General features: G+C 43.0%; 17 protein-coding genes and 1 pseudogene. 7 read left to right on the forward strand and 11 right to left on the reverse strand.

The features are described 5' to 3' along the window. Positions 1 to 1060 precede the first annotated feature (1060 nt). Positions 1061 to 1219 (forward strand): hypothetical protein, encoded by a 159-nt coding sequence (locus V7K48_RS15035; protein ID WP_335073698.1) that lies wholly within the window; start codon positions 1061 to 1063, stop codon positions 1217 to 1219. A gap of 306 nt (positions 1220 to 1525) precedes the next feature. Here the strand turns inward: V7K48_RS15035 and V7K48_RS15040 are convergent. Beyond that, positions 1526 to 1840: pseudogene (locus tag V7K48_RS15040) on the reverse strand (heme biosynthesis protein); the annotation flags it as partial. A gap of 1516 nt (positions 1841 to 3356) precedes the next feature. On the opposite strand from V7K48_RS15040, the gene V7K48_RS15045 reads away from it, so the two are divergent. The 3 genes from V7K48_RS15045 (at position 3357) to V7K48_RS15055 (ending at position 5846) form a co-directional block, all read left to right on the forward strand. Next, positions 3357 to 4478, forward strand: a complete 1122-nt coding sequence (locus tag V7K48_RS15045; protein ID WP_335073700.1) for a Gfo/Idh/MocA family protein — start codon at positions 3357 to 3359, stop codon at positions 4476 to 4478. A gap of 52 nt (positions 4479 to 4530) precedes the next feature. Further along, the gene (locus V7K48_RS15050) at positions 4531 to 4815 is read left to right on the forward strand and encodes an antibiotic biosynthesis monooxygenase family protein (protein WP_335073702.1); all 285 of its coding nucleotides are present in this window, start codon (positions 4531 to 4533) and stop codon (positions 4813 to 4815) included. A 518-nt stretch (positions 4816 to 5333) separates the two neighbouring features. Continuing rightward, on the forward strand, positions 5334 to 5846 hold the full coding sequence (locus V7K48_RS15055) for an anthrone oxygenase family protein (RefSeq protein WP_335073704.1): 513 nt from the start codon (positions 5334 to 5336) through the stop codon (positions 5844 to 5846). Positions 5847 to 5993: 147 nt separating this feature from the next. On the opposite strand, the gene V7K48_RS15060 is transcribed toward V7K48_RS15055, so the two are convergent. The 8 genes from V7K48_RS15060 to V7K48_RS15095 form a co-directional block, all read right to left on the reverse strand. Continuing rightward, positions 5994 to 9104 (reverse strand): efflux RND transporter permease subunit, encoded by a 3111-nt coding sequence (locus tag V7K48_RS15060; RefSeq protein ID WP_335073706.1) that lies wholly within the window; start codon positions 9102 to 9104, stop codon positions 5994 to 5996. Positions 9105 to 9202: 98 nt separating this feature from the next. Beyond that, a complete protein-coding gene (locus tag V7K48_RS15065) occupies positions 9203 to 10180 on the reverse strand; it encodes a HEAT repeat domain-containing protein (RefSeq protein ID WP_335073708.1) in 978 nt (325 codons plus the stop codon). Positions 10181 to 10520: 340 nt separating this feature from the next. After that, the gene (locus V7K48_RS15070) at positions 10521 to 13643 is read right to left on the reverse strand and encodes an efflux RND transporter permease subunit (RefSeq protein ID WP_335073710.1); all 3123 of its coding nucleotides are present in this window, start codon (positions 13641 to 13643) and stop codon (positions 10521 to 10523) included. Continuing rightward, positions 13640 to 15205, reverse strand: a complete 1566-nt coding sequence (locus V7K48_RS15075) for an efflux RND transporter periplasmic adaptor subunit (protein ID WP_335073712.1) — start codon at positions 15203 to 15205, stop codon at positions 13640 to 13642. Before V7K48_RS15075 ends, V7K48_RS15070 begins: the two co-directional genes overlap by 4 nt. A gap of 187 nt (positions 15206 to 15392) precedes the next feature. Then, positions 15393 to 16370 carry an RNA polymerase sigma factor, RpoD/SigA family gene (locus V7K48_RS15080; RefSeq protein WP_335073714.1) on the reverse strand — a complete coding sequence of 326 codons (978 nt, stop codon included), beginning with the start codon at positions 16368 to 16370 and terminating at the stop codon, positions 15393 to 15395. Positions 16371 to 16390: 20 nt separating this feature from the next. Beyond that, positions 16391 to 17302 (reverse strand): hypothetical protein, encoded by a 912-nt coding sequence (locus tag V7K48_RS15085; protein ID WP_335073716.1) that lies wholly within the window; start codon positions 17300 to 17302, stop codon positions 16391 to 16393. Between the two features lie 42 nt (positions 17303 to 17344). Next, positions 17345 to 18625: a S41 family peptidase gene (locus V7K48_RS15090; RefSeq protein ID WP_335073718.1), complete on the reverse strand. Its 1281-nt coding sequence runs from the start codon at positions 18623 to 18625 to the stop codon at positions 17345 to 17347. A gap of 359 nt (positions 18626 to 18984) precedes the next feature. Beyond that, positions 18985 to 19362 (reverse strand): hypothetical protein, encoded by a 378-nt coding sequence (locus V7K48_RS15095; protein WP_334968203.1) that lies wholly within the window; start codon positions 19360 to 19362, stop codon positions 18985 to 18987. A 335-nt stretch (positions 19363 to 19697) separates the two neighbouring features. On the opposite strand from V7K48_RS15095, the gene V7K48_RS15100 reads away from it, so the two are divergent. Together V7K48_RS15100 and V7K48_RS15105 are read left to right on the forward strand one after the other, a co-directional pair. Then, positions 19698 to 20915: a sensor histidine kinase gene (locus tag V7K48_RS15100; RefSeq protein WP_335073720.1), complete on the forward strand. Its 1218-nt coding sequence runs from the start codon at positions 19698 to 19700 to the stop codon at positions 20913 to 20915. Between the two features lie 2 nt (positions 20916 to 20917). Then, a complete protein-coding gene (locus tag V7K48_RS15105) occupies positions 20918 to 21565 on the forward strand; it encodes a response regulator transcription factor (protein ID WP_335073722.1) in 648 nt (215 codons plus the stop codon). Positions 21566 to 21714: 149 nt separating this feature from the next. Here the strand turns inward: V7K48_RS15105 and V7K48_RS15110 are convergent, their stop codons facing one another. Continuing rightward, entirely contained in the window at positions 21715 to 22041 is a 327-nt protein-coding gene (locus tag V7K48_RS15110; protein WP_335073724.1) for a winged helix-turn-helix transcriptional regulator, read from the reverse strand. A gap of 108 nt (positions 22042 to 22149) precedes the next feature. Here V7K48_RS15110 and V7K48_RS15115 point away from each other — a divergent pair, with 108 nt between their 5' ends. Further along, positions 22150 to 22872 carry an NAD(P)H-dependent oxidoreductase gene (locus V7K48_RS15115; RefSeq protein WP_335073727.1) on the forward strand — a complete coding sequence of 241 codons (723 nt, stop codon included), beginning with the start codon at positions 22150 to 22152 and terminating at the stop codon, positions 22870 to 22872. A 9-nt stretch (positions 22873 to 22881) separates the two neighbouring features. On the opposite strand, the gene V7K48_RS15120 is transcribed toward V7K48_RS15115, so the two are convergent. Continuing rightward, positions 22882 to 24105, reverse strand: coding sequence for an ATP-binding protein (locus V7K48_RS15120; RefSeq protein ID WP_335073729.1), 1224 nt, complete (start codon positions 24103 to 24105; stop codon positions 22882 to 22884). Between the last annotated feature and the right edge of the window lie 703 nt (positions 24106 to 24808).

Raw genomic sequence — 24808 nt, forward strand, 5'->3', positions numbered from 1 at the left:
AACTCTAGCCTAAACAACTGATTGTATCGTTTATTTCCAGGCTTCAATTTGAGATTAGAACCCTGATTAATCGTTAATTCGCTGTTTTTTAGCATTAGCATCAAACCTTGTATCACTAAACTAGCTATATTCTATTTTGTTCAGAATGACAGTGGGCTTTTAGGAAGTTTATCTGAATTTTAATTAACTCCACTATGTTTGTCTCTAGCAATTTTCCAACCGTTAGACTTTGCAAAACTTCTATCTTAGTAAACTACTCATATTGTTTATTATTGTCTATCTCCAGGCTGACATTTGAGATTACAGGCATGATTAATCCTCAGCTAGCTATTTTTTAGCATTAGTCTTAAACCATAAAATGGCTAAAAACGAAGATGACTCACTACACTTTATTCAGAATGACAGTAAACTTCCTCTTCAATTCAGTCAAATTACTGATCAGTATTTAACATACTTACCTCAGCTACTCCTGAAAATTCAGAATTTAAAGATATCTGAGTTATCAGTTACAAAACTTTAACTTTATTAAGGATCGCTTGTGTGTTCAAAAATTTCTAAGTTTGCTTTAATTGGCTTTATAGCTCGAAATTAAGCTATTTTAGCTTAAACCAGCAAATAATTTACTGGCTAATAACTTAAAAGCACAATACAAATCATAACATTAGAATAATACAAATCATAACATATTTAAATATATTTAAGTCAATCTACCGTGCGGAGTGTACTGGGTAACAGGGGATTTTTAAAAAAGTATATCTAAAGATAGATATTTGATACAGCAGCCATATCTAATATCATGTCCGCTTGATTGCTTATTAAACCCGAAGAACCCCACCCCCAACCCCTCCCCGCAGGCGGGGAGGGGAGCTAAAGCGTAACTTTTGCGGGGTGGGGTTCTTTTATTATGGGTAATTTGGCGGACATGATATAAGGCACTTATCAATAATAAAATGCCCTGCCGTCGATCAAAGCCCCCTATTTCGTAAGCGCCAAAGTATAAGAGTGTGCAAACAATATGCTTGATTCGGTGAGGCAGCGTGCTCTTACATGGGTTTTCCCCATGAGCGACTCTTCTCTACCAGAGGCAGTGCCAACAAGACGCCCAAGGGAAGCAGCGTTAGCGAGTCTTGTCTACGACACGCTGTTGGCGTTTGAGCGTCACCCCAAACAAGCTGGGCATTTTATTTCTTGGATCTCCTTTAGGCTGATGTTAGATTAAATTATTAACTGCAAACTGCGATCGCTTTTCAAAAGAAAGTGGCGTAATCTGATCGCAAAGTTTCTTAGGTTTTTAAAACTTGTTACACCACTGTAGTTCCACCTGCTGGGAGGGGATTAAGGGGAGCTTTATCTGCGGTAGCAAGCATTGTAACAGTCATAAGATATCGTGCATGGGCTGAAGAGTAGTTTTTGAGTTGTCGTTGTCAGAGACAATAACTCTACTACATCAGCCTTTCTCTTCATCCTCTTATTTTGGCTAAGGTATTGCTACATTATTAAATAATTAATTGTTCGTGCATAAAAGGAGCGATCGCTCTCGAATATTACCACCTGTGTAGGCAGTAGTCGGCAGTGAGGGACAACCTTGAATTGCTCCATCAGCTTCAATTCTCAAGGTAGAGAGTCCAACACCACAACCTTACCAAAATGAGAATTCATCCTCCTTTCCCTGTCCCCGCAACAAGGGTTCATAAGGGCCGTAATAACCAATATTATTTCCCGCCTGAAGTTGCACACCTTCTTGGTAAGCATGATGCGCCACAAGGGCAAGCATGGGGTAGATATCTAACAGTTCATGTGGTTGAAGGAGGATATCTGCGTTATCGGCTTCATTTCCTACACAAAGTTTAGACTATACGTACCTTATAAAGTGGGTGGAAAGGTTAAATTTAGTTGATACGTTGAGTCGGGCATTGACTAAGGCTGGTATTTAATCATCATATTTGGTTGGCAAAACACAGTATTTATATTTAGAAAACCAATTTTCATCTAAAATTTGTTCTTAAGAGCCAAGAAGTACAACATTGTGCTTCAGGTTTTGAATACTCAGAATTGCCTCTAATCTCTCACCAAAAAAAAATATCCTCTGTGACACCATCATAATTTTGTGCAACTCTTCGTATATAGTCAAATATCTCGTCATCGATATCACCAGAACCGAGAATTATCAGTCCTCCCGTTTTGTGGAGATTTATGAAAGCGATGTTTACGGCGGGCTACGCCTACGCATCTGTGTACTTGATTGCGGTGCGACAAAGTTTGGAGTACCTCAACACGACTTTGGAGTACCTTGACACGATTTTCAAGTACTTCAACACGATTTTCAAGTACCTCAACACGACTTTGAAGTACCTCAACACGACTTTGAAGTACCTCAACACGATTTTCAAGTACTTCAACACGACTTTGGAGTACCTCGACACGATTTTCAAGTACTTCAACATGACTTTGAGGTATCTGTTGCTTATATAGCAGTCCTAAATCAAACGCGCAGAATTTGAGATCGTTTTAACCCCCCTGTAGTTCCCTTTTGGTAAGCAGGGCCAATTTTTTGGATTTACCACGTTTGACAAGGCGCTCATAAAAGGCCTTAATAACGGGATTATGACGCATAGCAACTACAGCGTCATCCTTGCCCAATGCGGACTGTATACTTTAAATATCAGTGTTTAAAGCTTTGACCTTGGCGACTGTTCAAGTTGTATCATCGAGACTGTTGTAGTGACCCGTGTTACAAAGCGGTCTTTCATGATCAAGGTTGGGGCGGTCTACTACTATTTCTAAGATACAAAGTTGGGTTGAACATTCGTGTTACCCAACTAGAACAAAGTTTTGGGTGTTGGGTTTCGTTCCTCAACCCAACCTACACCTAAATTCATAAAAATTATTAAAAATAAGGGTTTCGGATTTTTATTTAGCGAGAGTAGTAAAAGAGAGGTAATGCATAAAGAGGTTTGGGTTGTAGTCTTGGGCTACTAATGCTACATACTCAACATCCCTCATGCTGAGGTTATGAATTTCAGTCAAGGTGCAATACTAGAAATATTCCTTAAGTCTAAATTAAAGCTTACTCAAAGAATGAGGTTTTCATTTCCCAAGTCCTAGAGAATAAATGAAATACCCTTCATAACCTTTCAAATTCTCAGCGTCAAAAATCGATAATTATTAAGGAAAAAAATGGCTAAAACTAAGGCAACTGACATTCTTTCATTAATTGAACTAGAACATCGCTAAATTGAGAAACTTTTTCCAGCTAACGTCAATTGTCTAACTATTTGTATAAACAGTTAGCCATAATTTGCACGGAATTAGTGCATTAAAATTTCTAAATTATTCCTTCATTAGAGAGTATGAAAATGACTGCTACAAATGGTAAGCACAAAGTTCGTTACGCCGTTGTTGGTTTAGGTTGGTTTGCCCAAGAAGCTGCCTTACCTTCCTTTGTTCACACGGAAAACTCGGAATTAGTCGCATTGGTTTCAGATGACCCTATTAAAAGCGAAGAACTGAGCAAAAAGTATGGGATTAAGCATACTTACTCCTATGAAAAGTATGAGGATTGTCTGAAAAGCGGCGAGGTTGATGCAGTTTATATTGCACTACCCAATCAATTACATTGCGACTACACTGTGCGGGCTGCTAATCAGGGAATTCATGTATTATGTGAGAAGCCAATGGCAATAACCGAACAAGAGTGTGAGGTAATGATTCAAGCTGCTAATGACAACAATGTGAAGCTGATGATTGCCTACCGCTTACATTTAGAAGAAGCTAATTTACAAGCAATCGAAATTGTGCGTTCAAAGCAAATTGGTGAACCACGGATTTTCAATTCGGTTTTTACTCAACAAGTAGAAGAAGGCAATATTCGTTTACAAGATGTCACAGGTGGTGGCACGCTCTATGATATTGGCATCTACTGCATTAATGCTGCACGTTATCTATTCCAAGATGAACCAATTGAAGTATTTGCTGTAGCTGCCAGTGATGGAGAACAACGCTTTAGCGAAGTGGAAGAAATGACTAGTGTCATTTTGCGTTTCCCTAATGAGCGATTGGCAACGTTTACCTGTAGCTTTGGAGGGGCAAGTGTTTCTACTTATCAGATTGTAGGTACTCAAGGCGATTTACTAGTAGAATCTGCCTATGCTTGGCAGGGAGAACTGAAGCATTACCTGACAATTAATGGTGAAACCCAAGAGCGTACCTTTGCGGATCATGATCAACTAGCGGCTGAATTTACCTACTTCTCTAATTGTATTCTGCAAGATAAAGACCCAGAACCATCTGGGACGGAAGGATTGATTGATGTTTCGATCATTCAAGCGCTTTACCAGTCAATTGAGACGGGTAAATTTGTGCAGATCCAAACTCGTGAGCGCCATCAACGTCCCACATCGGCTCAAACTATTGAGCGTCCTCCTGCTGAGGAGACGCCAGATTTGATTCATGCTGCTGCACCTTCTAAGGAGTCGTAAGGTAGATTAAAGTAATACTGAGGTAAGGACTATAAACAGCGGGCAGATCACTTTGATCAACGTAATTGAAATGCCAGCCGAGTCGATCAAGCAGTTTATCAGCGATTGGAAGGTGGATAAGGATTTCATGATCCGCCAGCCCGGTTTTCTGGATGGAGCGCTCTACCGCAGCTTGCAATCCGATGCACGCTTTTGCTTTGTCAACGTCGCCCGATGGGAAAGCGAAGACGACTCAAAGGCGGCTATCGAGGCCAGAGAGAAACACCGAGATGGGAAAGGGATCGACAGGCTATCGGATTGGACTGACTTGGGCATCAAGGTCTACCCAGCCACCTAACTGATGAGCCTAGCGCTGCATAATCCACCGCTAGGCTGTGTAAAAACTCAATATAGAGGTTAGGAAGAATAGTGCGATCGCAGATACCCTTTCACTGCTGATTGCTTGAAGCCTGAAACCCCAACACCCAGATGTTGCTAAAGCTTATGTTTATTTACGCGCCCGCTGTACTAGTCATGTTGTAGCGATCGCCTAATAAAAAAGGCAGATAAATCATTGAGTACTGCGTAAACTACCTACACTGACTTTGCGGTGAACGTGTAGGCTTCCCAATTCATTGGGGACTGCCTCTGTCTTCATGGATTTTTTACGTCCATTAAATATTGACGATCGCACTTCCTTAGAATCGCTGAAACCATTGTATAGTAAGCATTTAGCATTTGCAGCTCAGTCTATTGTTATTGGCTTTTAGCTTGAAATTACCTTACCTTTTGCTCTGGTTAGGGTTGAGAATTCTGTTCATTTTTTGAGTAAAATCACACGTATTCAAATGGCTCAACTGGCTAGAGGATAAGGTTATGCTGCAAAATCTGATCACTCAACAACATTATTTCCTATTGAAGCTTTGCTCGGCACTGGGCTGTGGGTTGATAGCCGGAGTCTTCTTCGCCTTCTCGTCCTTTGTGATGAGCGCCCTTGCCCGACTCCAGCCAGCACAGGGCATTGCCGCCATGCAATCCATCAATATCACGGTGATCAATCCGTTGTTTATGGCAGTGTTTTTGGGAACGGCTGCGGCTTGCATCCTGCTTTTTGTCTCCTCGCTATTAAAATGGCATCAACCTGATGCCGCCTACTTGCTCCTCGGCAGCTTGCTCTACCTTGTTGGTACATTTGGCGTGACAATCGTGTTCAATGTGCCGCTCAACGAAGCCCTAGCGAGAGTCGAGCCAGACAGCACCATAGGCGCGAGTCTCTGGTCTGGCTATCTTGCCAACTGGACAATCTGGAATCACATTCGGGCGGCAGCGGCGCTAGCAGCAGCGGCATTGCTCACCATCGCGCCTTGTTATCGAAGGGCGCAATCGTAATGTTGTGTGGTTAAAGCAGCTTGTGGCAACTCCTGCGGGGAGACGCGCAAGGGACAAGCCTCTTAACCCAAACAACGCACTGGCTCCCCTACAGTAATTTGATTTTATACTTTATAAATGACCTCTAACGAGCCTGCCATTCCCTTGCTACCTTTTGAAGAAAAAATGGTAAAACTTAGGTTGGCCAAGCTTTTTCCGCCATGCCTCCATGTAAGTGTAAAACACTGGAGTCAGATAAAGAGTCAATATCTGAGAGAACAGCAATCCACCAACGATCGCAATCCCCAAAGGACGACGCGCTTCTGAACCTACTCCTGTCCCTAAAGCAATGGGGAGTGTCCCAATCAAAGCTGCCATCGTCGTCATCATAATTGGCCGGAAGCGAATCAAGCAAGCGGCATAGATGGCATCAAAGGAATTTTTCCCTTCCTTTCGCTGCGCTTCAATAGCAAAGTCCACCAGCATAATGCCGTTTTTCTTGACGATGCCCACTAGCAGAATGATGCCGATGAAAGAGTAAAGATTTAAATCAACCTGGAAAATCAGCAGCGTCAGTAATGCGCCAAAACCCGCCGAAGGTAGACCAGAAAGAATGGTGATCGGGTGAATGAAATCCTCATAGAGGATACCGAGAATCAGATAGATTACTAAAATAGATACCAACAACAGCACGCCTAAATCGTTGAAGGATTGTTGGAAGGTTTGGGCTGAACCCTGAAAGCTGGGGGTAATTGTTGAGGGTAGCACCTCACTAGCTGCTTGCTTGATAGCATCTGTAGCCTGACTTAGAGATGTTCCTGGTAGCGTGTCAAAAGAGATAGTTGCAGAGGGGAGTTGAGCAACGTGAGTGACAGTGAGGGGGCCGACATTCTGAGTGATATTGGCGATCGCACTCAGGGGAACCTGTTTTCCAGTACTCGATTGCACATAGAGTAGCGATAGGGCACTGGGATCTCGCTGAAACTCTGGTTTCACTTCTAAAATTACATAAAATTGGTCATTTGGGGTATAGATAGTTGACACCTGGCTGGAACCATAGGCAGCGCTGAGGGTTTGTTCAACTTCTTGCGCGGTAATCCCAAGAGTTGCGGCTTTGTTGTGATCAACTTGGACTTCGATTTGGGGAGTGCTGAGTTGTAAATCGCTGTCAACGTCCCGGAGTCCTGGTAGGGTTTTGACTTTCTCCAAAAGTTTAGGAACGTATTGGCGCAGGTCTTGCAAATTCAAGCTTTGCAACGTAAACTGATAAGTTGAATTAGTTTGTTGACCACCGATGGGAATGGCTGGCGGAGAGCGAAGGAATGTTTTAATCCCAGTTGTCCGTCGCAACTTGGGGGTTAGCTCTTGAATGATTTGGTCAGCACTCAGTTGACGTTGAGAACGTGGCTTGAGCCGAATTGTAATTCGCCCGGAGTTGACCGATGCGTTCGGGCCACTTGCACCTACAATCGAGTCAACTGCTTCAATGTTGGGGTCTTTACGAATGATATCAACAACCGTTTGCTGGTGACGCCGCATATCATCAAAAGAAATATCTTGCGCTCCTTTCGTGTTCGCCATCAGTTGTCCGGTGTCTTCTGTGGGAATAAATCCTTTGGGAACGATGATGAACAAATAGACGGTCATTACCAGCAGAATACCAGAACCAATGAGTGTCATCAGGCGGTATTTTAAAACGGGCTTGAGCGTCCAATCATATCCCTGCAATAGTAAATCAAATGCCCGTTCTGAGACTCGATACACCAGATTTGGTTTTTGCTGATGGGATGAACTTAAGAATCGACTGCACAACATTGGGGTGAGACTGAGGGAAACAAAACCCGAAACCAAAATTGCCACAGCGATCGTCACGGCAAATTCATGAAATAATTTACCGATTATTCCACTCATAAACATGATCGGGATGAACACCGCCACTAGGGAGAGGGTCATTGACAAAATTGTGAAGCTGATTTCTTTTGATCCTTTCAATGCCGCGTCTAGAGGAGATTCGCCCATTTCTCGATAACGGACGATATTTTCCAACACCACGATCGCATCATCCACAACAAAGCCCACGGAGAGGGTCAACGCCATTAGTGAGAGGTTATCTAGGGAAAAGCCCGACAGATACATCACAGCAAAAGTGCCAATGATCGCTACAGGTAGCGCCAAACTCGGAATCAGCGTCGCAGTTATGTCACGCAAGAATAAGAAAATCACCAACACAACTAGACAAACCGAGAGAACCAAGGTAAACTTTACATCGTTGACAGAGGCTCGGATTGTTTGGGAGCGATCGTACATAATTCCCATCTGAATCGATTTGGGAACTTGTTCGCGGAGTGTAGGTAAAAGTTTCTGGATGGCATCAACGATATTCACTGTATTGGCTCCCGGCTGCGGCTGCACGGCGAGAACAACGGAATGGCGGTTTGTTACCTTGTCATCGCTATACAAATTTGAGACTTTGACGTTTTGTTCACTGTCAATCACCTGTCCCAAATCCTGGAGCCGCACGGGTGCACCATTCTTGTAAGTTACAATCAGCTGGCGATAGCTGGCAGCATCGGTGAGTTGACCGTTCGCCTGAATCGTATAACTTTTGTAGGTACTAGAGAGACTGCCAGTTGGTAAGTTGACATTTCCCTGTTGAATTGCAGTTTTCACTTGAGTTAGACCAATTCCCCGCGATGCCAACTCTCGCGGATCAAGCTGGACGCGGACTGCATATTGCTGTTGACCAAAAACCTGTACTTGAGCAACACCATTAATCATCGAGATTGGCTGACCAACTGTTACCTCCGCGTATTCATCTACTGTCGAGATTGGCTGTGTCTCAGAATACATATAGAGAAAGAGAATTGGTGAGACAGACGGGTTAACTTTGCGGTAGGTGGGGGGGTGAGGCATTCCGGCGGGCAGTTGTCCGGCTGCGGCTGAAATGGCTGCCTGCACGTCTTTGGCGGCATCCTCCACTCTGCGGCTAAAGTCGAATTGTAAAGAGATGTTGGTGCTGCCAGTTGAACTGGTGGAATTGAATGAATTGAGTCCGGCAATTTCGGTAAACTGTCTTTCTAGGGGTGCGGCGACCGAAGATGACATTGTTTCCGGGGTGGCACCAGGCAGACTAGCAGAGACAGAAATAAAAGGATATTCAACGTTAGGCAGCGCACTGATGGGTAACAGTAGATAACTCATCAGACCAAAGATGAGGATACCCATCATCACCAAAGTGGTCATGACCGGACGACGGATGAAGAGTTCTGAAAGGTTCATGAGTTTTGGTCTCCCAGAAATGTGGTAACGATGCGATCGCTAAATATAATGTCAACGCAAGTTTGATAAATGTGTGAACCGTGCAACAAACTCTATCTCTAATTTCTAAACATATCTAACGCCTCCTGAACTGCTTCTTGAACAACTGGATCTGGATCTTCTAAAAGCTGCGATACAAACTCCACAGCCTCAAATGCTTTGATTTTTCCTAAAGCAAACGCCGACCTACTACGAACCCATTTGTTCGGGTGTTTCAGGACTTTAATTAATGCATCTACTGCTTGAAGTTCTTCGAGTACTAATACTACAGAAAAACCGGAATCATATTTTTCATCTTGCAACAGATTCAGAAGAGTATTAACTACTTTAGTTTTCAGGCTATTTGGTGGGATTTCTATTTGATAGCTATTTATCATCATATATAGGTCGTCATGAAGTAGCTGTACAGTTTGCCAAGAGGAATCTTCAGGAAATATTTTCAGAAATCTTTCTAGAGCTAAGTCTGTAATTCCTGAGTTGTACTTTCGATATGCAGCAGCATACTTTTTCTCATCTTTTTCTATGTAACCTTTACGACCGATGAATAATCCTCCACTCTCATAAGATTCTGCCAGAGTCAACATCATCGCTGTTAAATTGGTATATCGCAGTGAAACTTCCGCAGTTTCGGAGATATAAATTACAGGGGAAGTTGCTTGTCCATCATCTGTGGCGACGACTGCCAAAAACTCTATATCTGACATCAAAATTGGCAGGACAGGTTTACCTGCATACTGATACATGATGGCTATTTCCTCATGTTCCTCGACCCAAGTTTGAGCCTCTTTGACTGCTGACTCTAAACTTAAAAGAAACATGTAATCAAATATCCAATCATCTGCACAGTCATATTTTGAGTATCCATTTGACCATTCATAAATGTCCCTAACTTCTTTGGATACTTTAAAAGATAGACCACTCAATACATTCTCTATTTCTAATGGACTTAAACCTGATGCCAATGATGCAATCTTTGCTGGATGATTTTTTTTGAACCAGTGATGAATTCGGTCTAATGCATCTTTAATATCTGACATAAGTGTTTAATTTGTAATGACGCTCGATGACTCGCTAACGTAAATTGAGAAAATCAGATTTAAGCTTGGTTTTTAGATTGTTGAATCTCTAGCCGTTCTTTGAAGAATTCATCCATGTTCAGGATTTAGGCACAGGTAACGTAAAATCGAACCACAGAGGACTCAGAGGAATAAGAGTTTGAGAGGTTTTTTGCGTAAGTCCTAATGTTAAATCGAGCATAGATACAGCAGAATTCAGGAGACAGGAGAAAAACACCTTTAATATTTGATTTCAACACATAAATTCTGTACCTCAGTTAATTGCAAACTGCTATAAAAGACTCATATTGCTTGTTGAAAATCACGATCGCCCCCCAGTAAATGAAAATACCCGACGGAACTTAACTTGACTGAGCTTTTTCCGCCACGATTCCATGTAGATGTAGAAGACGGGAGTTAAATACAGGGTCAATATCTGAGAAAATACCAGTCCGCCCACAACTGCAATACCTAGAGGACGGCGGGATTCTGAGCCAGCCCCAAATCCGATCGCTATCGGTAAGGTTCCCATGAGTGCTGCCATCGTCGTCATCATAATCGGGCGGAAACGCACCAAGCAGGCTTGATAAATCGCCTCAGACGGCTTTTTGCCTTCATTTCGCTGGGCTTCAATTGCAAAATCCACCATCATGATGCCGTTTTTCTTGACGATGCCCACTAAGAGAATGATGCCGATGAAGGAGTAAACATTGAGTTCGACATGAAATATAATCAGCGTTAACAATGCGCCAAAACCTGCTGAAGGCAAACCGGAAAGAATTGTAATCGGGTGAATGAAATCCTCATAGAGAACACCCAAAATCAGATAAATTACTAAGACGGCGATCGCTAACAGTAAACCCAAACTCGGCAATGAACTTTGAAATACCTGGCTTGCGCCTTTAAAGTTGGTGCTAATGCTGGCAGGAATCACCTGATCGATCAGTTTTTCAATCTCTTCGTTGGCATTTCCCAAGGACACACCAGGAGCGAGGTTAAAGGAAATGGTGGCGGCGTTCATCCGACCGTTATGATTGACCATTAACGGGCTGACTCCTTGAGACAGTTTGGCGAATGTCTTCAGAGGAACTGCCACTCCAGTGCTGGAGTTAATATACAATGTCAACAAAGCATTGATATCTTCCTGATACTGGGGCGCTAATTCCAGAATCACCTGATACTCATTGGTCGCTGCATAGATGGTTGAGACTTGGTAAGAGCTGTAGGCATTTCTCAGGGTATTTTCGATTTGCTCGGCGGTGATCCCATAAGTTGAAGCTTTATCGCGGTCAATGTCAATTTGAATTTGGGAAGCAAGCTGTAAATCGCTGTTGACATCTTGGAGTTCTGTCAAAGTCTTCATCTTGACAACAAGTTGAGGAACATACTCCTGCAAGGGTTTGACATCAGAACTCTGGAGTGCTAATTGATAAAGTCCTGTACTTTGTTGAGCGCCAATCGGAATCGCTGGGGGATTTTGTAAGAATACTTGGATGCCTGGAACAGTGGCGAGTTTGGTTCGCAAATTTTGAATGATTTCATCAGCCCCAAGTTGGCGCTCTGATCGCGGTTTTAACCGAATAAACAAACTCCCGGAATTGGCTGCAACTGCTGCTCCACTGCCATTAGCACTGGCTCCTGCCCCGATATTGGAGTTGACTGCATCTACGTTTGGATCTTGGCGGATCAGGCTAGCAACTGTCTGCTGATGCTGGACAAGATTATCGAAGGATGCATCCTGGGCTGCTTGGGTAATGCCTGTAATTTGTCCGGTATCTTGGCTAGGAATAAAGCCTTTGGGAACTATCACCAACAGCCCAACTGTCACCGCAAATAGAAAGACAGATAAAATCATCGTGGTGAGGTGATATTTTAAGACTTTTTTCAGACTCCAATCGTACAGACTCAGCAAGCGATCAAACACATATTCGGAAGCTTGATATAAGCGACTTTGATGGGCATGATCCACAGGACGCAGAAAACGGCTGCACAACATCGGAGTCAGACTCAAAGACACAAAACCAGATACAAGAATTGCAACTGCGATCGTCACAGCAAATTCATGAAATAATCGTCCCAGCACTTCACTCATGAACAACATCGGGATGAAGACTGCAACTAAGGAAAGGGTCATCGATAGAATTGTGAAACCAATTTCTCTCGACCCATTCAACGCCGCTTCTAGCGGTCGTTCCCCCATTTCCATATGACGGACAATATTTTCCAGCATGACGATCGCATCATCCACTACGAAGCCCACTGAAAGGGTCAACGCCATCAGTGACAAGTTATCTAGTGAATAGTGCAGCGAATACATTACAGCAAAGGTACCAATTAGCGAAACGGGTAATGCCAAACTGGGAATCACTGTCGCCGAGAGGTTCCGCAAAAATAGGAAAATCACTAAGATAACTAAACCAATCGTCAGAATCAACGTAAATCTAACATCATCCACTGAATCTCGAATCGACTGAGATGCATCATAGAGAACCCCAATTTCCACGGATGCCGGAATCTGGCTTCGTAAATTCGGGAGCAATTTCTTAATCGTGTCTACGACTTGCACCGTATTAGTTCCGGGCTGTCTTTGAATGGTGAGAATAATCGCGCGGGTATTGTTGTACCAGCTTGCTACCTTGTCATTTTCTACACTGTCAATGATTCGACCTAGTTGATTGAGATAGATGGGCATTCCATCTTTGTAAGACACAATCAGCTGGCGATAAGCAGCCGCATCCTGGAGTTGCCCGTTTGTCTGGACTGTAAAATTCTTGTGATTTCCCGAAAGACTGCCGGTGGGCAAATCGACGTTATTCTGTTGAATCGCCGTTGCCACCTGATCTAGCCCAATTTGCCGTGTTGCCAATTGCTGCGGATCAAGTTGAATTCGAGCCGCATACTTTTGGGAACCGTAGACAGCTACCTGTGCTACCCCATTGATTGTAGATAGCTTTTGCGCCAAATAAGTCTCAGCATAATTATCTACCTGAGAAAGGGGCAGAGTGGGAGAGTCTAGATAAAGGTAAAGAATTGGTTGATCTGCGGGGTTAACCTTACTGTAGGTAGGAGGATTGGGTAAATCCGTCGCAATTTGCCCCGATGCTCCCGATATCGCTGCTTCCACATCTTGCGCCGCATCATCAATATTCCGACTCAAGTTGAATTGCAGCGTAATTTGAGTCTGTCCCAGAGTGCTAGTTGAATTGAGCGAATCGAGTCCAGCAATGCTAGAAAATTGCTTCTCTAAGGGACGGGCAACCGATGCTGCCATCGTTTCCGGGCTAGCTCCCAGTCGGGCGGCACTTACCTGAATTGTGGGATAATCCACACTTGGTAAATCGCTGATTGGCAGCAAGCGATAACTCATGAAACCGAAGATCAAAATCGCCGCCATCACTAGAGTTGTCATGATCGGACGGCGAATAAATGGTTCTGAGAGGTTCATGAATCACCTCCGCCTGAGTTGGGGCGTTCTCCCCCCTGCTCCCTGCCCCCTGTCCCCCTTCCGCTTCTTGACTTCGAGGAATTTCCATCTGCATTTGAGTTATTGCCGGCTGTTTTGATGCGGATTTTGCTTCCCGAAACGAGATTTGCTTGACCATCGGTGACAATTTTATCGCCTGGTTGCGGCCCTTTCTGAACCACATCTAGCCCCTGAATGGTGCTGCTAACTGTAACTGGAACATTTTCCACTGTCATATCTGGCTTAACTACAAAGACAAACTGTCCATCCGGGCCATTCTGGACGGCTTGGCTGGGGACAACCGTTGCATTCGGTTGTTCAGTCAGCGTTAGCGTTGCGTTGACAAATTGACCGGGAAACAAATGTCCTTGAGTGTTGTCAAAGTCGCCAATTAGTTGAATTGTCCCCGTGGTGTTATCGACCGTATTATTGACAAATGTCAAAGTACCTGGTATAGGATGAGCTTGATTATCAGGGAACGTTACATCTACCTTCAGCTTGCCATTCTGCATATACTTTTGTACCCGGGGCAGATTTGTTTCGGGAATGGAAAAAGCAACTTGAATCGGGCGAATTTGGCTGATGGTTACAAGTGGAGTCGTGCTGTTGGCTTGCACCACATTGCCCAGAGTTACCAGAATATTGCCAGCGCGACCATCAATCGGCGCATAAATTTTGGCGTAAGATAATTGCACTTTGGTATTGTCCAATGCTCCCTGGTCTGAACTGACAACAGCTTGAGTATTAGCGATCGCAGCTTGATCGCCCTTGACAACTGCTCCGGCATTAGTCAGCGCCACTTGATCACTTTTCAAAACTGCCTCAGCATTAGCGATCGCTTCTCGGTCTGCTTGTAGGGTTGCTGTAGCCGATTTGCTGTTAGAAACGTATTGCTGTGCTTGATCCAAACTGATCGCGCCCTTTTTGTACAACGCACCATAGCGATCGCTCTGTCCCTTGGCAAATTGTGCTTGGGCTTGATCCTTGGCTAAAGTCGCTTGGGCTTGTCGCACCAGGGCTTGGTCTTTGATTAAAGTCGCCCTAGCTTGGTCTACCTGACCCAAATCTCTAGCTAATGTAGCTCTAGCTTGTTGTACCTGCGCTTGGTCTTTCGCTACAGTTCCTTGAGCTTGCTGGATTGCAGCAGTTTGCGATCGGTCATCCAGGGTAAACAAAAGTTGTCCCTTTTTCACGTCTTGACCTTTCTTGAAATAAACTCCAATGATCCGTCCACTAGCTTCGGGCGTAATCGATACTGTAGACCCCGATTGCACATTACCGATCGCCTGCAATTGTACCGGAACTGTTTTTTGTGTCACCATTGCCACAGTTACAGGTGTTACTTGCTGCCGATTACGCCCAGATTTTTCAGTTTTGTCTGACTTGGCTGCACCCGCATGGATACCCAAAAAACCCAGCCCAGCCAGCAATATCACCCCCAAAATTACCAAACTAATCTTTCTTGGTGATCGCTTTTTTGGCGATCGTGATAGCTCCGGTTCTATACTGTTCTCAGTCAAATCGTTAGAAATTTCATGGTTCATCAGAACCTCCAGTGGATTTTAGTTTATTAGAAACAGCCAAATCCTTTACCCCCTCAACTTGCGCTGATACCAATTTCATTTGGGCGGCACATTATGAATAATTAGTTTTTTCAGGTTTGCTTTATGTGCCTTAGAAAACAGTAATTTTGCAGATTTAAAATCAAAAAATGTCTTTGATTTTGAATTGTTAATACTTACTTAGCTGCTGCTGTAGAAGTTTGAGAGCTTGTTTTTCTATCTGCCGAACTCGTTCCCGACTAATACCCATCCGCTGACCAATCTGTTCTAAAGAAAGTTCGTGTCCGTCTGTCAAGCCAAAGTGTAAATTTAATATTTCTTGTTGTTGGTCAGGCAGATTTGACAATAAATTTTCAACCTCTTGATTAAGATATTCCTTAGTGGTATAGCCATTATCAGAATATCTGTAATCTTCTATTAAGTCTTCTAATTTTATATCTTTATCTGACCCAACTCGAATATCGAGAGAGATAGTTTTACGAGCCAAAAGTAGAAATTCTCGAATCTGACTAGGCTCTAAAGAAAGTGCATTAGCAATTTCCGTACTGGTGGGAATGCGACCCAGTTTTTGAGATAACTCTCGCTGAACACGCTTAATTTTGTTTAACTTTTCATTGATGTGAATGGGTAATCGAATCGCTCGTCCTTGCTGGGCGATCGCTCTGGTAATTCCTTGACGAATCCACCAGTAAGCGTAGGTTGAAAACTTGTATCCTAGAGCCGGATTGAATTTCTCAACCCCTCTCTCCAAACCCAAAGTACCTTCTTGAACTAAGTCCATAAACTCTAAGTTACGTCTCTGATATTGCTTGGCAATTGACACCACCAGTCGGAGATTAGCCGTGATCATTTTCTGCTTGGCTTTTTTCCCTTGATTTAGCTGCTGAAGTAGTTCTTGTTCACTTAACTGCATCTGGTTAGCCCATTCTGGCAGTGTGGGTGTACGCTTTAATTCAATAGCAAGTTTTTTTGATTCAGCAAGTATTGTGATCATCTGCTGAATTTGTTGGGCAAAAATAATTTCTTGTTCCTGGGTCAACAGAGGTATCCGTCCAATTTCTTGAAGATAGCTACGGACTGTATCAGTTGTAAATTGATATGCTTTGCTATTACTACCTTTGGTATCTGGCAATGTTAAGTTACTCATAGTAAATTAGCTTCTGCCTATTAATTAGGGGATTTTTTATTAGGGAAAAACCGCAGATAGTGACTCGATGAGCCATAAAGGTTTTTATAAAGAAACCAGGTATCAAGCACTAGCTCCAAAAGAGCAATCAACACCCAAATTGCTAGAGAAACAATTACAGGTAGGCTGAGATCGGGAAACTTCCTTTGTAAATCGATAATGCCAAATAACAGCAAAAATAGCAGCGAAACTCCCAGGAGAAAGGACAATTTGACGATCGCAAGAATAAAACGGCTCATCTCTAAGATGCGATTGTAAAGCCTGGAAAATCCCTCCACGATTTCTTCGATGTTATTGATCACAAGTAAAATTTGTTGTCGGTGCAGATGGGTAGCTAAGGAGCATTGTTGCTGCACTTGCGCCCATTCATATTCATTCTTGAAATTATTTAAAAGCTTGTCCAAAGGTAACACCTGGGAGCTAGTTGGCCAAATTGGTAAATCCTTTAAATGCAAGGGAACTAAATAGTTAATCAGCGCTATCAAAGTCTCAGCAAAATTACTGAGTTCGGGGGGAAGAGACTGAGTTAGACGAATCAGTTGGTCAATCTGAATCTGAAGTGTATAGTAGTCCTCATGCTGCCTTTGAGCGATCAACTGACTATTAAACGTCAGGAAAACAATTAACACCCCCAATAAAGCAGCTAGGGACTGGGATACAGCAGAAAAGAATTCAATCGCCACCTGTTTAGGCACTGTCAGCCAGGGGGCGTTTTCCCGCATAGCAAAAACCAGAGTGACAACAAATACAACCCCGACGATCGCTAGTTGATGGTGGGTAACAGTAGCGATGACTGTCCGCACTAGGGGAGTGTTACTGAGTCGAACCAGGATTTGCAGACCTGGGACTGGTTGACAAATTTGAAGTCGTTGGGCTTTGCGGGTTGACATCATTAAAAGTGGCGATAGTAGATATTCTCAAGAGTATCCCTATACTTATTGCCCACGTTGTAAACTCACATGATTGGCCTCCGATTGAATCAATTTGCTCAGGTCAGCAACCGCCCTAGCATACTGAGGATCAGCTAATGTCCCCAAGGTTCGATTTTGCACTAATGCTTTCTGTTGTGCCTCGGTTAACTCCACGGTAATATCTGGTGCAATGCCGACATGATTGATATCTCGACCTTTTGGTGTGTAGTATTTGGCGATCGTTAGTTTCAGCGCCGAACCATCAGAAAGTGGCTCTACAGATTGAACTAAACCTTTACCGAAAGTGCGAGTCCCTACTAACCTGGCGCGATTGTCATCTTGCAGCGCCCCCGACAGAATTTCGCTGGCGCTGGCAGACCCTTTATCGACCAGTACCACTAAGGGTTTGTTGGTAAGAGGATGTCCCGACGCATTGTAACTATCTTTAACTTGGTCTCGATTTACCAAAGACACGATCGCCCCTTGCTTCAACCACATACTGGCAATTTGCAAACTCGCATCCAGCAGTCCACCTGGATCGGAACGCAGATCCAAGACGTAGCCCTGCACCTGCTGTTTTTCTAATGCTTGAATTGCCCGATGCATCTCTACAGCCGCAGTTTGCGTAAACTCTGGTAAACGAATGTAACCAATCTTACCTGCTTGCGTTGTTTTCGTATTGTAAGTTACAGGATGGATCGCAATATTTGCACGGGTAAGCTTGAAAATTTGCGATTGATTGCCCCGCTGAATTGTGAGTACTACCTTGGTTCCCACCGGGCCGAGAATCCGCTTAACGGCATCCTGAATTTTCATCCCCTGAGTTATTTGACCGTTAATCTCGGTAATTACATCCTCTGGTAAAATACCCGCCTTAAAAGCAGGCGTTCCTTCAATCGGGGCGACAACAGTTAAAGCTTTAGTTTTTTCATTCTCTGCCAGTTCCAGACCTACACCACTGAGGTTGCCAGAAAGGTCATTATTTAGGGCTTGAAATTCCTGAGGGTCGAAAAACTCCGTGTAGCGATCGCCTAATTTAGCCACCATTTCTTGAATCGCCCCATAAGCCTGTTTCTGGGAACTATAGGAGCGGCTAATATACTGCTGTCGAATTGCTTTCCAATCTTGATGGTTAAAGCTGACATCAACATAATTTTTATCTAGGATTTGCCACACCTCATCCACGAGTTTTTGGGGGCTAAGTTGGGGTTTACCTAGAGCTTTTGAAGCGTAGAGACTAGTTAATGTCAGGATTGCTGCTATAACGGCGAGTTCTATCTTGATGATCAATTTTTGCTTGAACATACTTTAACTATTGAAGAATAATCCAGAATTCAATAATACTTGAAGTGGGCAACTGAATACCCCACTGTCTTTCATTCCCATGCTCTGTATGGGAACGAGGAACTACGTATTTCAAAAATCAACTATGAGTCCTATAGCAGTCCTAAATGATTTATGAAATTCTCTGTTTCTTTTCTCGGCGCTCTTTTCTACGAGACGCTGCGCGTTGGCGGAGCCTCTCCAAGAGTTGGCGGCTTCTCTTCTCTTCGAGAGGCTCCGCCAACGAGACGCTACGCGTTGGCGGTAGCTTGCAGCAAGCTGCTGCGCGTCTACGATAGTTTTCACAACTGATTTAGGATTGCTATATCCCGATAAAACTACTAGGAATTATTTTGGGATTGCCCTTTACGGTGGGGATAGGCAGTCTTAAAAATATCCTGAATTTTAGTCTTTTGTTCAGCCGTGAGATTCAGGCTCAACACCGCTTTACGCATTTTTTCACCTTGTTGTAATTTCGCTGACAATTGCTTTACCTGATCTGGGGTGAGAACTGCCTCAACTTGCTTGCGAACTGCTTCGCGCTTCTGAGCACGTTCCGGTGTATTCGATGCTGCGGTGTTTGTCGTATCAGATACCTTTGTCCCAGAGTTGTCTGCTTGAGACACATCTGGAGACTTAGAACTGGTGCAACCTGTCATTCCTCCAATCAGAATAGTTGCAAGTAGAAGGGTTGGTAGAATTATCTGTTTTTTAATCATTTACTTCTCTGGTTTTTGTTGTATGTAATACGACTGTTCTGACTCAATTTCGGTTTATGACTATTTAGAAGATGTTTGAAAAGCTACTGCTTTACTCACACCAGCTAATCTTAAAAGTTAGGATAGGTTTGTGCATGAGCTAGAATTCCTAACCTGACCAGTAAAAAAGTACTCAAGTAATTGTGACTTTTTTCCTAATTTAGAAATAGTTAATCAGTCGGAACGGCTCTATCGATATTAAAGACAGATTCGTTATATAGGAAGAAGAGTTTCATCCTAAAATTGTGAAAATACCTATGGTTTTGTTACAAAGGCCATTGAGTTGGAACAGTTCTATGGTTCGCTTGACCTACCCATCGTTTCGTCTGTTGCTTTACCTAGAATGGCTGTTATTAGCCACGGCAATGTTCATGGAAGTTCTGCTGCCGTTTCAGTTGTCCTGGTCGTTGCTGCTACGAGTTGTCGCGATCGCCACCTTTAGCTTGATGGGCTTGAGACTACCAATGGTGAAGCTGGAAACAAAATTACTTTATACAGCCCTGGAATTAGGTTTAATTTGGCTACCAGCAACTCAACATAGCTTATCTCCTCGCTCCTTTTTGCTGCTGTGTCTGGTACTGGTGATGCGGAGTTGTCTTATATTTAAGCGATCGGGACAGTTGGTTGTCTTGATTTTATCTCTGGTGTCTCATGGAACACTGTTTTTGTCAAGACCCATTGAACCTAAGAATTTTATGCGAGATAAGATAATTGCCATGTCCTGGGATTGGCGATTAAGTAATATGTTATTGTTTAGCTTAACGTTAGTATTCGCTTTATTATTAATTAATGCACTGCTTGCAGAGCGCCAAAGTCGAGAGCAGTTAGAAATTGCCCATCAGCAATTAGAGATAACCAATCAACAACTCTGCCAGTATGCGCTACGGATTGAAGATCAGGCAACTTTGCAGGAACGCAACCGAATTGCCCGCGAAATTCATGATGGGTTAGGACACACTCTAGCCGCCCAAACTATTCAGATTAATAACACCCTGTTGTTCTGGGAATCAAATAATCACAAAGCATTGATATTTCTCAAACAGGCAAAGCAACTGGGGGCTGAGGCGCTGCTGGAAATTCGGCGATCGCTTTCTGTTTTGCGTTCAAATCCTTTGCAAGGGCAATCTCTCAAATCAGCTATTGAAAAGCTGCTGACCGATTTTCAGCAAACCACAGGTATTGAACCGGACTGTAAAATTGATCTACCGCACACTTTACCAACAGAGGTAAACACAGCCCTTTACCGGATTGTGCAAGAATCATTGACAAATATTTGCAAACATGCTAATGCAACGAGTGTTACCGTTGGATTACTGGCTTTCGCTGAAATGATTCATCTGTCAATCGAAGATAATGGAAAAGGGTTTAACCCCACTCAAAATACAACCGGGTTTGGGCTACAAGGGATGCGAGAACGGGCGGTTGCATTGGGCGGTCAGTTAAATCTCCACAGTCAATTAGGAACAGGTTGCTGTATTTCTGTTTCTTTGCCACTATCAAAGCTGTTGTTTTAGCTATGATTCGGATTTTATTAGTTGACGATCAGCATCTTATTCGCCAGGGACTTAAGAGTATGCTTGAGTCGAATGCAGAAATGCAGGTAATTGGTGAGGCGGAGAATGGGCAACGGGCACTCGAGGTGATTGCTGCACTGCAACCCGATATTGTGCTAATGGATATCCGGATGCCTGTAATGGATGGAGTTGCCACAACAAAAGCGATCGCTCAACAATATCCCAACATTAAGGTTCTCGTCCTCACCACCTTTGATGATGATGAGTATGTTTACCAGGCGATGCGGCTGGGTGCAAAAGGCTATTTGCTCAAGGACACCGAACCTGATGAACTAATGTTGGCAATTCGAGCCGTCTACAAGGGACAAACCCTACTCGGCCCGGGATTGTTTGAGAAAGCACTCATGCCGATTGCCGTACCTGTCCCGTCTGTGGAACCCCCTCCAGAATTGGCGCAACTCACACCCAGAGAATTAGATGTATTGCGGTTAATTGCTTGTGGAGCCAATAACCGTGAAATTGCTGAATCGCTGTTTCTTTCAGAAAACACTGTTAAGAATTATGTTACCAATATTCTGAGTCGATTGAATTTACGCGATCGCACTCAAGCCGCTTTGTTTGCCCATTCGTTATTTGGTGGACTTAAATAAGTAAGTTGGGATAATCAAACCAAACTTATGTTAAGAAAGAGAAAATAGGCTAAAACCCTCTTCCCTCCTGCCTTATCCCAACGACAAATTTTTCCGCCGACCTACTTAGTTATCCTATCCGGCTGATGTGAGTTGGGGTAGCAAAAAATCTAAACAGAATTCTGGACATACTGACTTCCCCACTTCCAGAGTTGATCAAAAATAGGCTTGAGTTCCTGACCTTGCTCAGTCAAAGAGTATTCAACTTTCAGCGGCATCTGATGATAATCCTTCCGATAGATGACACCATCAGTTTCTAGTTCCCGCAGTTGCTGAATCAGCATCTTTTCCGTAATTCCGGCTACCAGTCGCTTCAATTCAGCAAACCGTCTTGGTTTATCTGTTAGCTTCCAAAGAATCAAAATCTTCCATTTGCCACTGAGAATCTGGATCGCATCTTCAACTGGGCAATTGTGATATTCTTTGTTAACAACCATCTGTGCAAATCTCCAAAACCCAGGATACTTACAAAAAAGTAGGTACTATACAAGAAATTAGTCTCAGTTTATCTTGAATTTGTTGAAACCGTGGCGGACTACAGCAAGATGAACACTCTGATTGTTTATGCTCACCCAGAACCTAAATCATTTAATGGCGCTCTGAAAGATTTAGCCATATCAGTCCTTAGTGAGCAAGGGCACAAAGTCAAAGTTTCAGACCTTTATGCGATGAATTTCAAAGCAGTCGCTAATCAAGATGACTTTAGCAAGCTGGCAGACCCTGATTTCTTGAAATTGCAGGTTGAGCAAGGCAAAGCATACAACAATGGGACACTTGCCCCTGACATTGTTGCTGAGATTGAAAAACTATTCTGGGCGGACTTGGTAGTGCTGCAATTTCCGATGTGGTGGTTTTCAATGCCTGCCATTCTTAAAGGATGGGTTGATCGCGTCTTCATAACAGGAGCGATTTATGGAGGAACTGATAGTCGAGGTGCAAGGATATACAACAACGGCGGATTGCAGGGTAGAAAAGCAATGATTTCAGTTACGCTTGGCGGATTTGCTGGGATGAACAGTATGAGCGGCATCAATGGCGATATTAACCAGCAGCTTTTCCCCATTAATCATGGAGTACTTTACTTTGCCGGGATGCAAGTACTTCCATCGTTCGTCGCCTACGCGCCAGCTCAGGTTGGACAGAATGGCAGAGAGCAAATCCTTGACGAGTATAAACAGCGTCTCTTGTCGATCCAGACTACACCGCCTCTATCCTACCGCCCTCTTGCAGATTATGATCACAACTTTGTTCTCAAGTCAGGAGATTGAGGATTCATGCTAGAGTGCTTCTTTGTTAGCAGTTGTACTGCTCATTTGTTCTCGCAAAATAGCAACTTGAGAAACCATGATTTTTTCTAGTCCGCCAGTTTCCATTGCTCCCATCCAGCGAATCATTGATGAGAGAAATAGTTCTTTTAGGTACGCAAAGGAAAAGCCGTCGGTGAGTGCAAGCATTTGATCGATAGCCTGATCAGACAAGCGCATTGCTATTTTCAATTTATCGTTCCACAATGTAATGTAGGCTCGCCGTTCTGAGATATCTGGCAGTTCAAAATGATATTTGCGGTCAAAACGGCTGGGGCGATCGCTAATTGCGGAATCTAAACGTTCTGGATGATTAGTGGTTGCAATGGTCACAATCCCTTGATTATCGGCAAAGCCATCAAGTTCATTCAAGAAGAAAGAGCGATTTTCGTCGCTCAACAGAGAATCAATATCCTCTAGTACCAGAATACAAGGGGCAGACTGCCGTGCTTGTTTGAATACTTTCCGAATATTTTCGCTATCAGTGTCATACTCCGACTTAAAGCTTTTGACATACAAGCAAGGCTGCTGTATTTGATTAATCAATGCTTTAACTGTATGCGTTTTCCCATTTCCTGGTGAGCCAATAAATAAAATACCACGCTTCCAAGGAACACCATAATTTGCGTAAATTTCGCGCGAGGCAAAGAAGTTTATCAAGTCATCTTGAATATCTTCTTTCAGATTGCCATGTAAGACTAAATTCTGAAAATTTGCACCTTGAATAGATTGAAACAAGTCTGGATTCTTGTTCCAGTAACCATCTTCAAAAACTAAAACCTCGTCGCGAATTTCTGCGTTCCAATCACAAACGGCAGTAAAAAACTTTTCTGCCAATTCTTTGCTGTCAGCTAAAATCCAGTAATAGCGAATTTTACAATAACCTTGCTGCCAACTCATCAAGAGTACATCGAGTTTCTCTGCTTGCCATGTCACCTCAAAACTGGCATTTTCGGTATATTTGTAAATTTCGTTATCCATGCCATTCCAGCCAGTGAGTACTTGGTTATGGATATGGCTATCATTTTGAATCTCACAGAGATTTGCATCAGCGTACTCCTCTAAATTGAACGAATCATCACTACCTTCTAGCAGTATTTTCTGAGAATAGATCGCTGCTAACTCCTGACTGATATGGTAGGAAATAGCATTATTAGGCAAGTTAAGTGCTTCTGTAATCAGTTGTTGAATTTTCACGTTTATTAACTTTCCTGATTAGTTGTATTCTGGTAGAAATATATCAACTTTAGATCATCTACAAAATATTGAGATCTAATTCCAGATTATTTGTGAAAATTTGCGTTGTCTAGCTCCCCGACTTCGTAAAAGTTGTCGGGGAGCTAACTTTTCACGAATTATTTAAGACTGCTATAGCAATTAAAAATCAAAAATGAGGGTAGAAAATAAACCCACAACAACCAACGCCAGTTACTACCCTACAGAAAGCTTTTCTCTGGTCAACACTGCCCGAATTACTGAACCGGATTAATAGAGTTTCCTGACCTAACCAAAAAATAATAGTGCGATCGCTAGCCAAAATATTACCTCTCATCTGCTGACTTTTCAAGCTACTGAGTCTAAATCTGAACGCAACTCAGTACCAACATATTTGTTTTTTTAACCTCTTGATAGCAATTTGTTAACATTATTGGGATAATCTAAGATTTCTGAATACAAATTAATACTAGTTAGTTATGTAGTTATTTTGTCATACATACCTAAGCTTTTCCGTACTAATCTTGTAAACATCCAAACTGTGAAATAAATCTTTGCATCCATCCTTTTGTGGTCATGGCAGGCGTAGGCGCGGCCCATCGTAGACATCGCCCCACTATCCATTTAGTATCATTACAAAAGTTTATACTTTAACCAAAATCAAATTACATATTCAATAGGCACA

It is taken from the genome of Nostoc sp., from assembly GCF_036919615.1.
Lineage (GTDB): Bacteria > Cyanobacteriota > Cyanobacteriia > Cyanobacteriales > Nostocaceae > Nostoc.

Bases quoted from the DNA above. Each gene is read 5' to 3' on its own strand.
- V7K48_RS15090 (WP_335073718.1), bottom strand. From the start codon at position 18,625: ATGTTCAAGCAAAAATTGATCATCAAGATAGAACTCGCCGTTATAGCA.
- V7K48_RS15105 (WP_335073722.1), top strand. From the start codon at position 20,918: ATGATTCGGATTTTATTAGTTGACGATCAGCATCTTATTCGCCAGGGA.
- V7K48_RS15075 (WP_335073712.1), bottom strand. From the start codon at position 15,205: ATGAACCATGAAATTTCTAACGATTTGACTGAGAACAGTATAGAACCG.
- V7K48_RS15085 (WP_335073716.1), bottom strand. From the start codon at position 17,302: ATGATGTCAACCCGCAAAGCCCAACGACTTCAAATTTGTCAACCAGTC.
- V7K48_RS15065 (WP_335073708.1), bottom strand. From the start codon at position 10,180: ATGTCAGATATTAAAGATGCATTAGACCGAATTCATCACTGGTTCAAA.
- V7K48_RS15035 (WP_335073698.1), top strand. From the start codon at position 1,061: ATGAGCGACTCTTCTCTACCAGAGGCAGTGCCAACAAGACGCCCAAGG.
- V7K48_RS15070 (WP_335073710.1), bottom strand. From the start codon at position 13,643: ATGAACCTCTCAGAACCATTTATTCGCCGTCCGATCATGACAACTCTA.
- V7K48_RS15095 (WP_334968203.1), bottom strand. From the start codon at position 19,362: ATGATTAAAAAACAGATAATTCTACCAACCCTTCTACTTGCAACTATT.
- V7K48_RS15045 (WP_335073700.1), top strand. From the start codon at position 3,357: ATGACTGCTACAAATGGTAAGCACAAAGTTCGTTACGCCGTTGTTGGT.
- V7K48_RS15055 (WP_335073704.1), top strand. From the start codon at position 5,334: ATGCTGCAAAATCTGATCACTCAACAACATTATTTCCTATTGAAGCTT.
- V7K48_RS15060 (WP_335073706.1), bottom strand. From the start codon at position 9,104: ATGAACCTTTCAGAACTCTTCATCCGTCGTCCGGTCATGACCACTTTG.
- V7K48_RS15115 (WP_335073727.1), top strand. From the start codon at position 22,150: ATGAACACTCTGATTGTTTATGCTCACCCAGAACCTAAATCATTTAAT.
- V7K48_RS15100 (WP_335073720.1), top strand. From the start codon at position 19,698: ATGGTTCGCTTGACCTACCCATCGTTTCGTCTGTTGCTTTACCTAGAA.
- V7K48_RS15080 (WP_335073714.1), bottom strand. From the start codon at position 16,370: ATGAGTAACTTAACATTGCCAGATACCAAAGGTAGTAATAGCAAAGCA.
- V7K48_RS15110 (WP_335073724.1), bottom strand. From the start codon at position 22,041: ATGGTTGTTAACAAAGAATATCACAATTGCCCAGTTGAAGATGCGATC.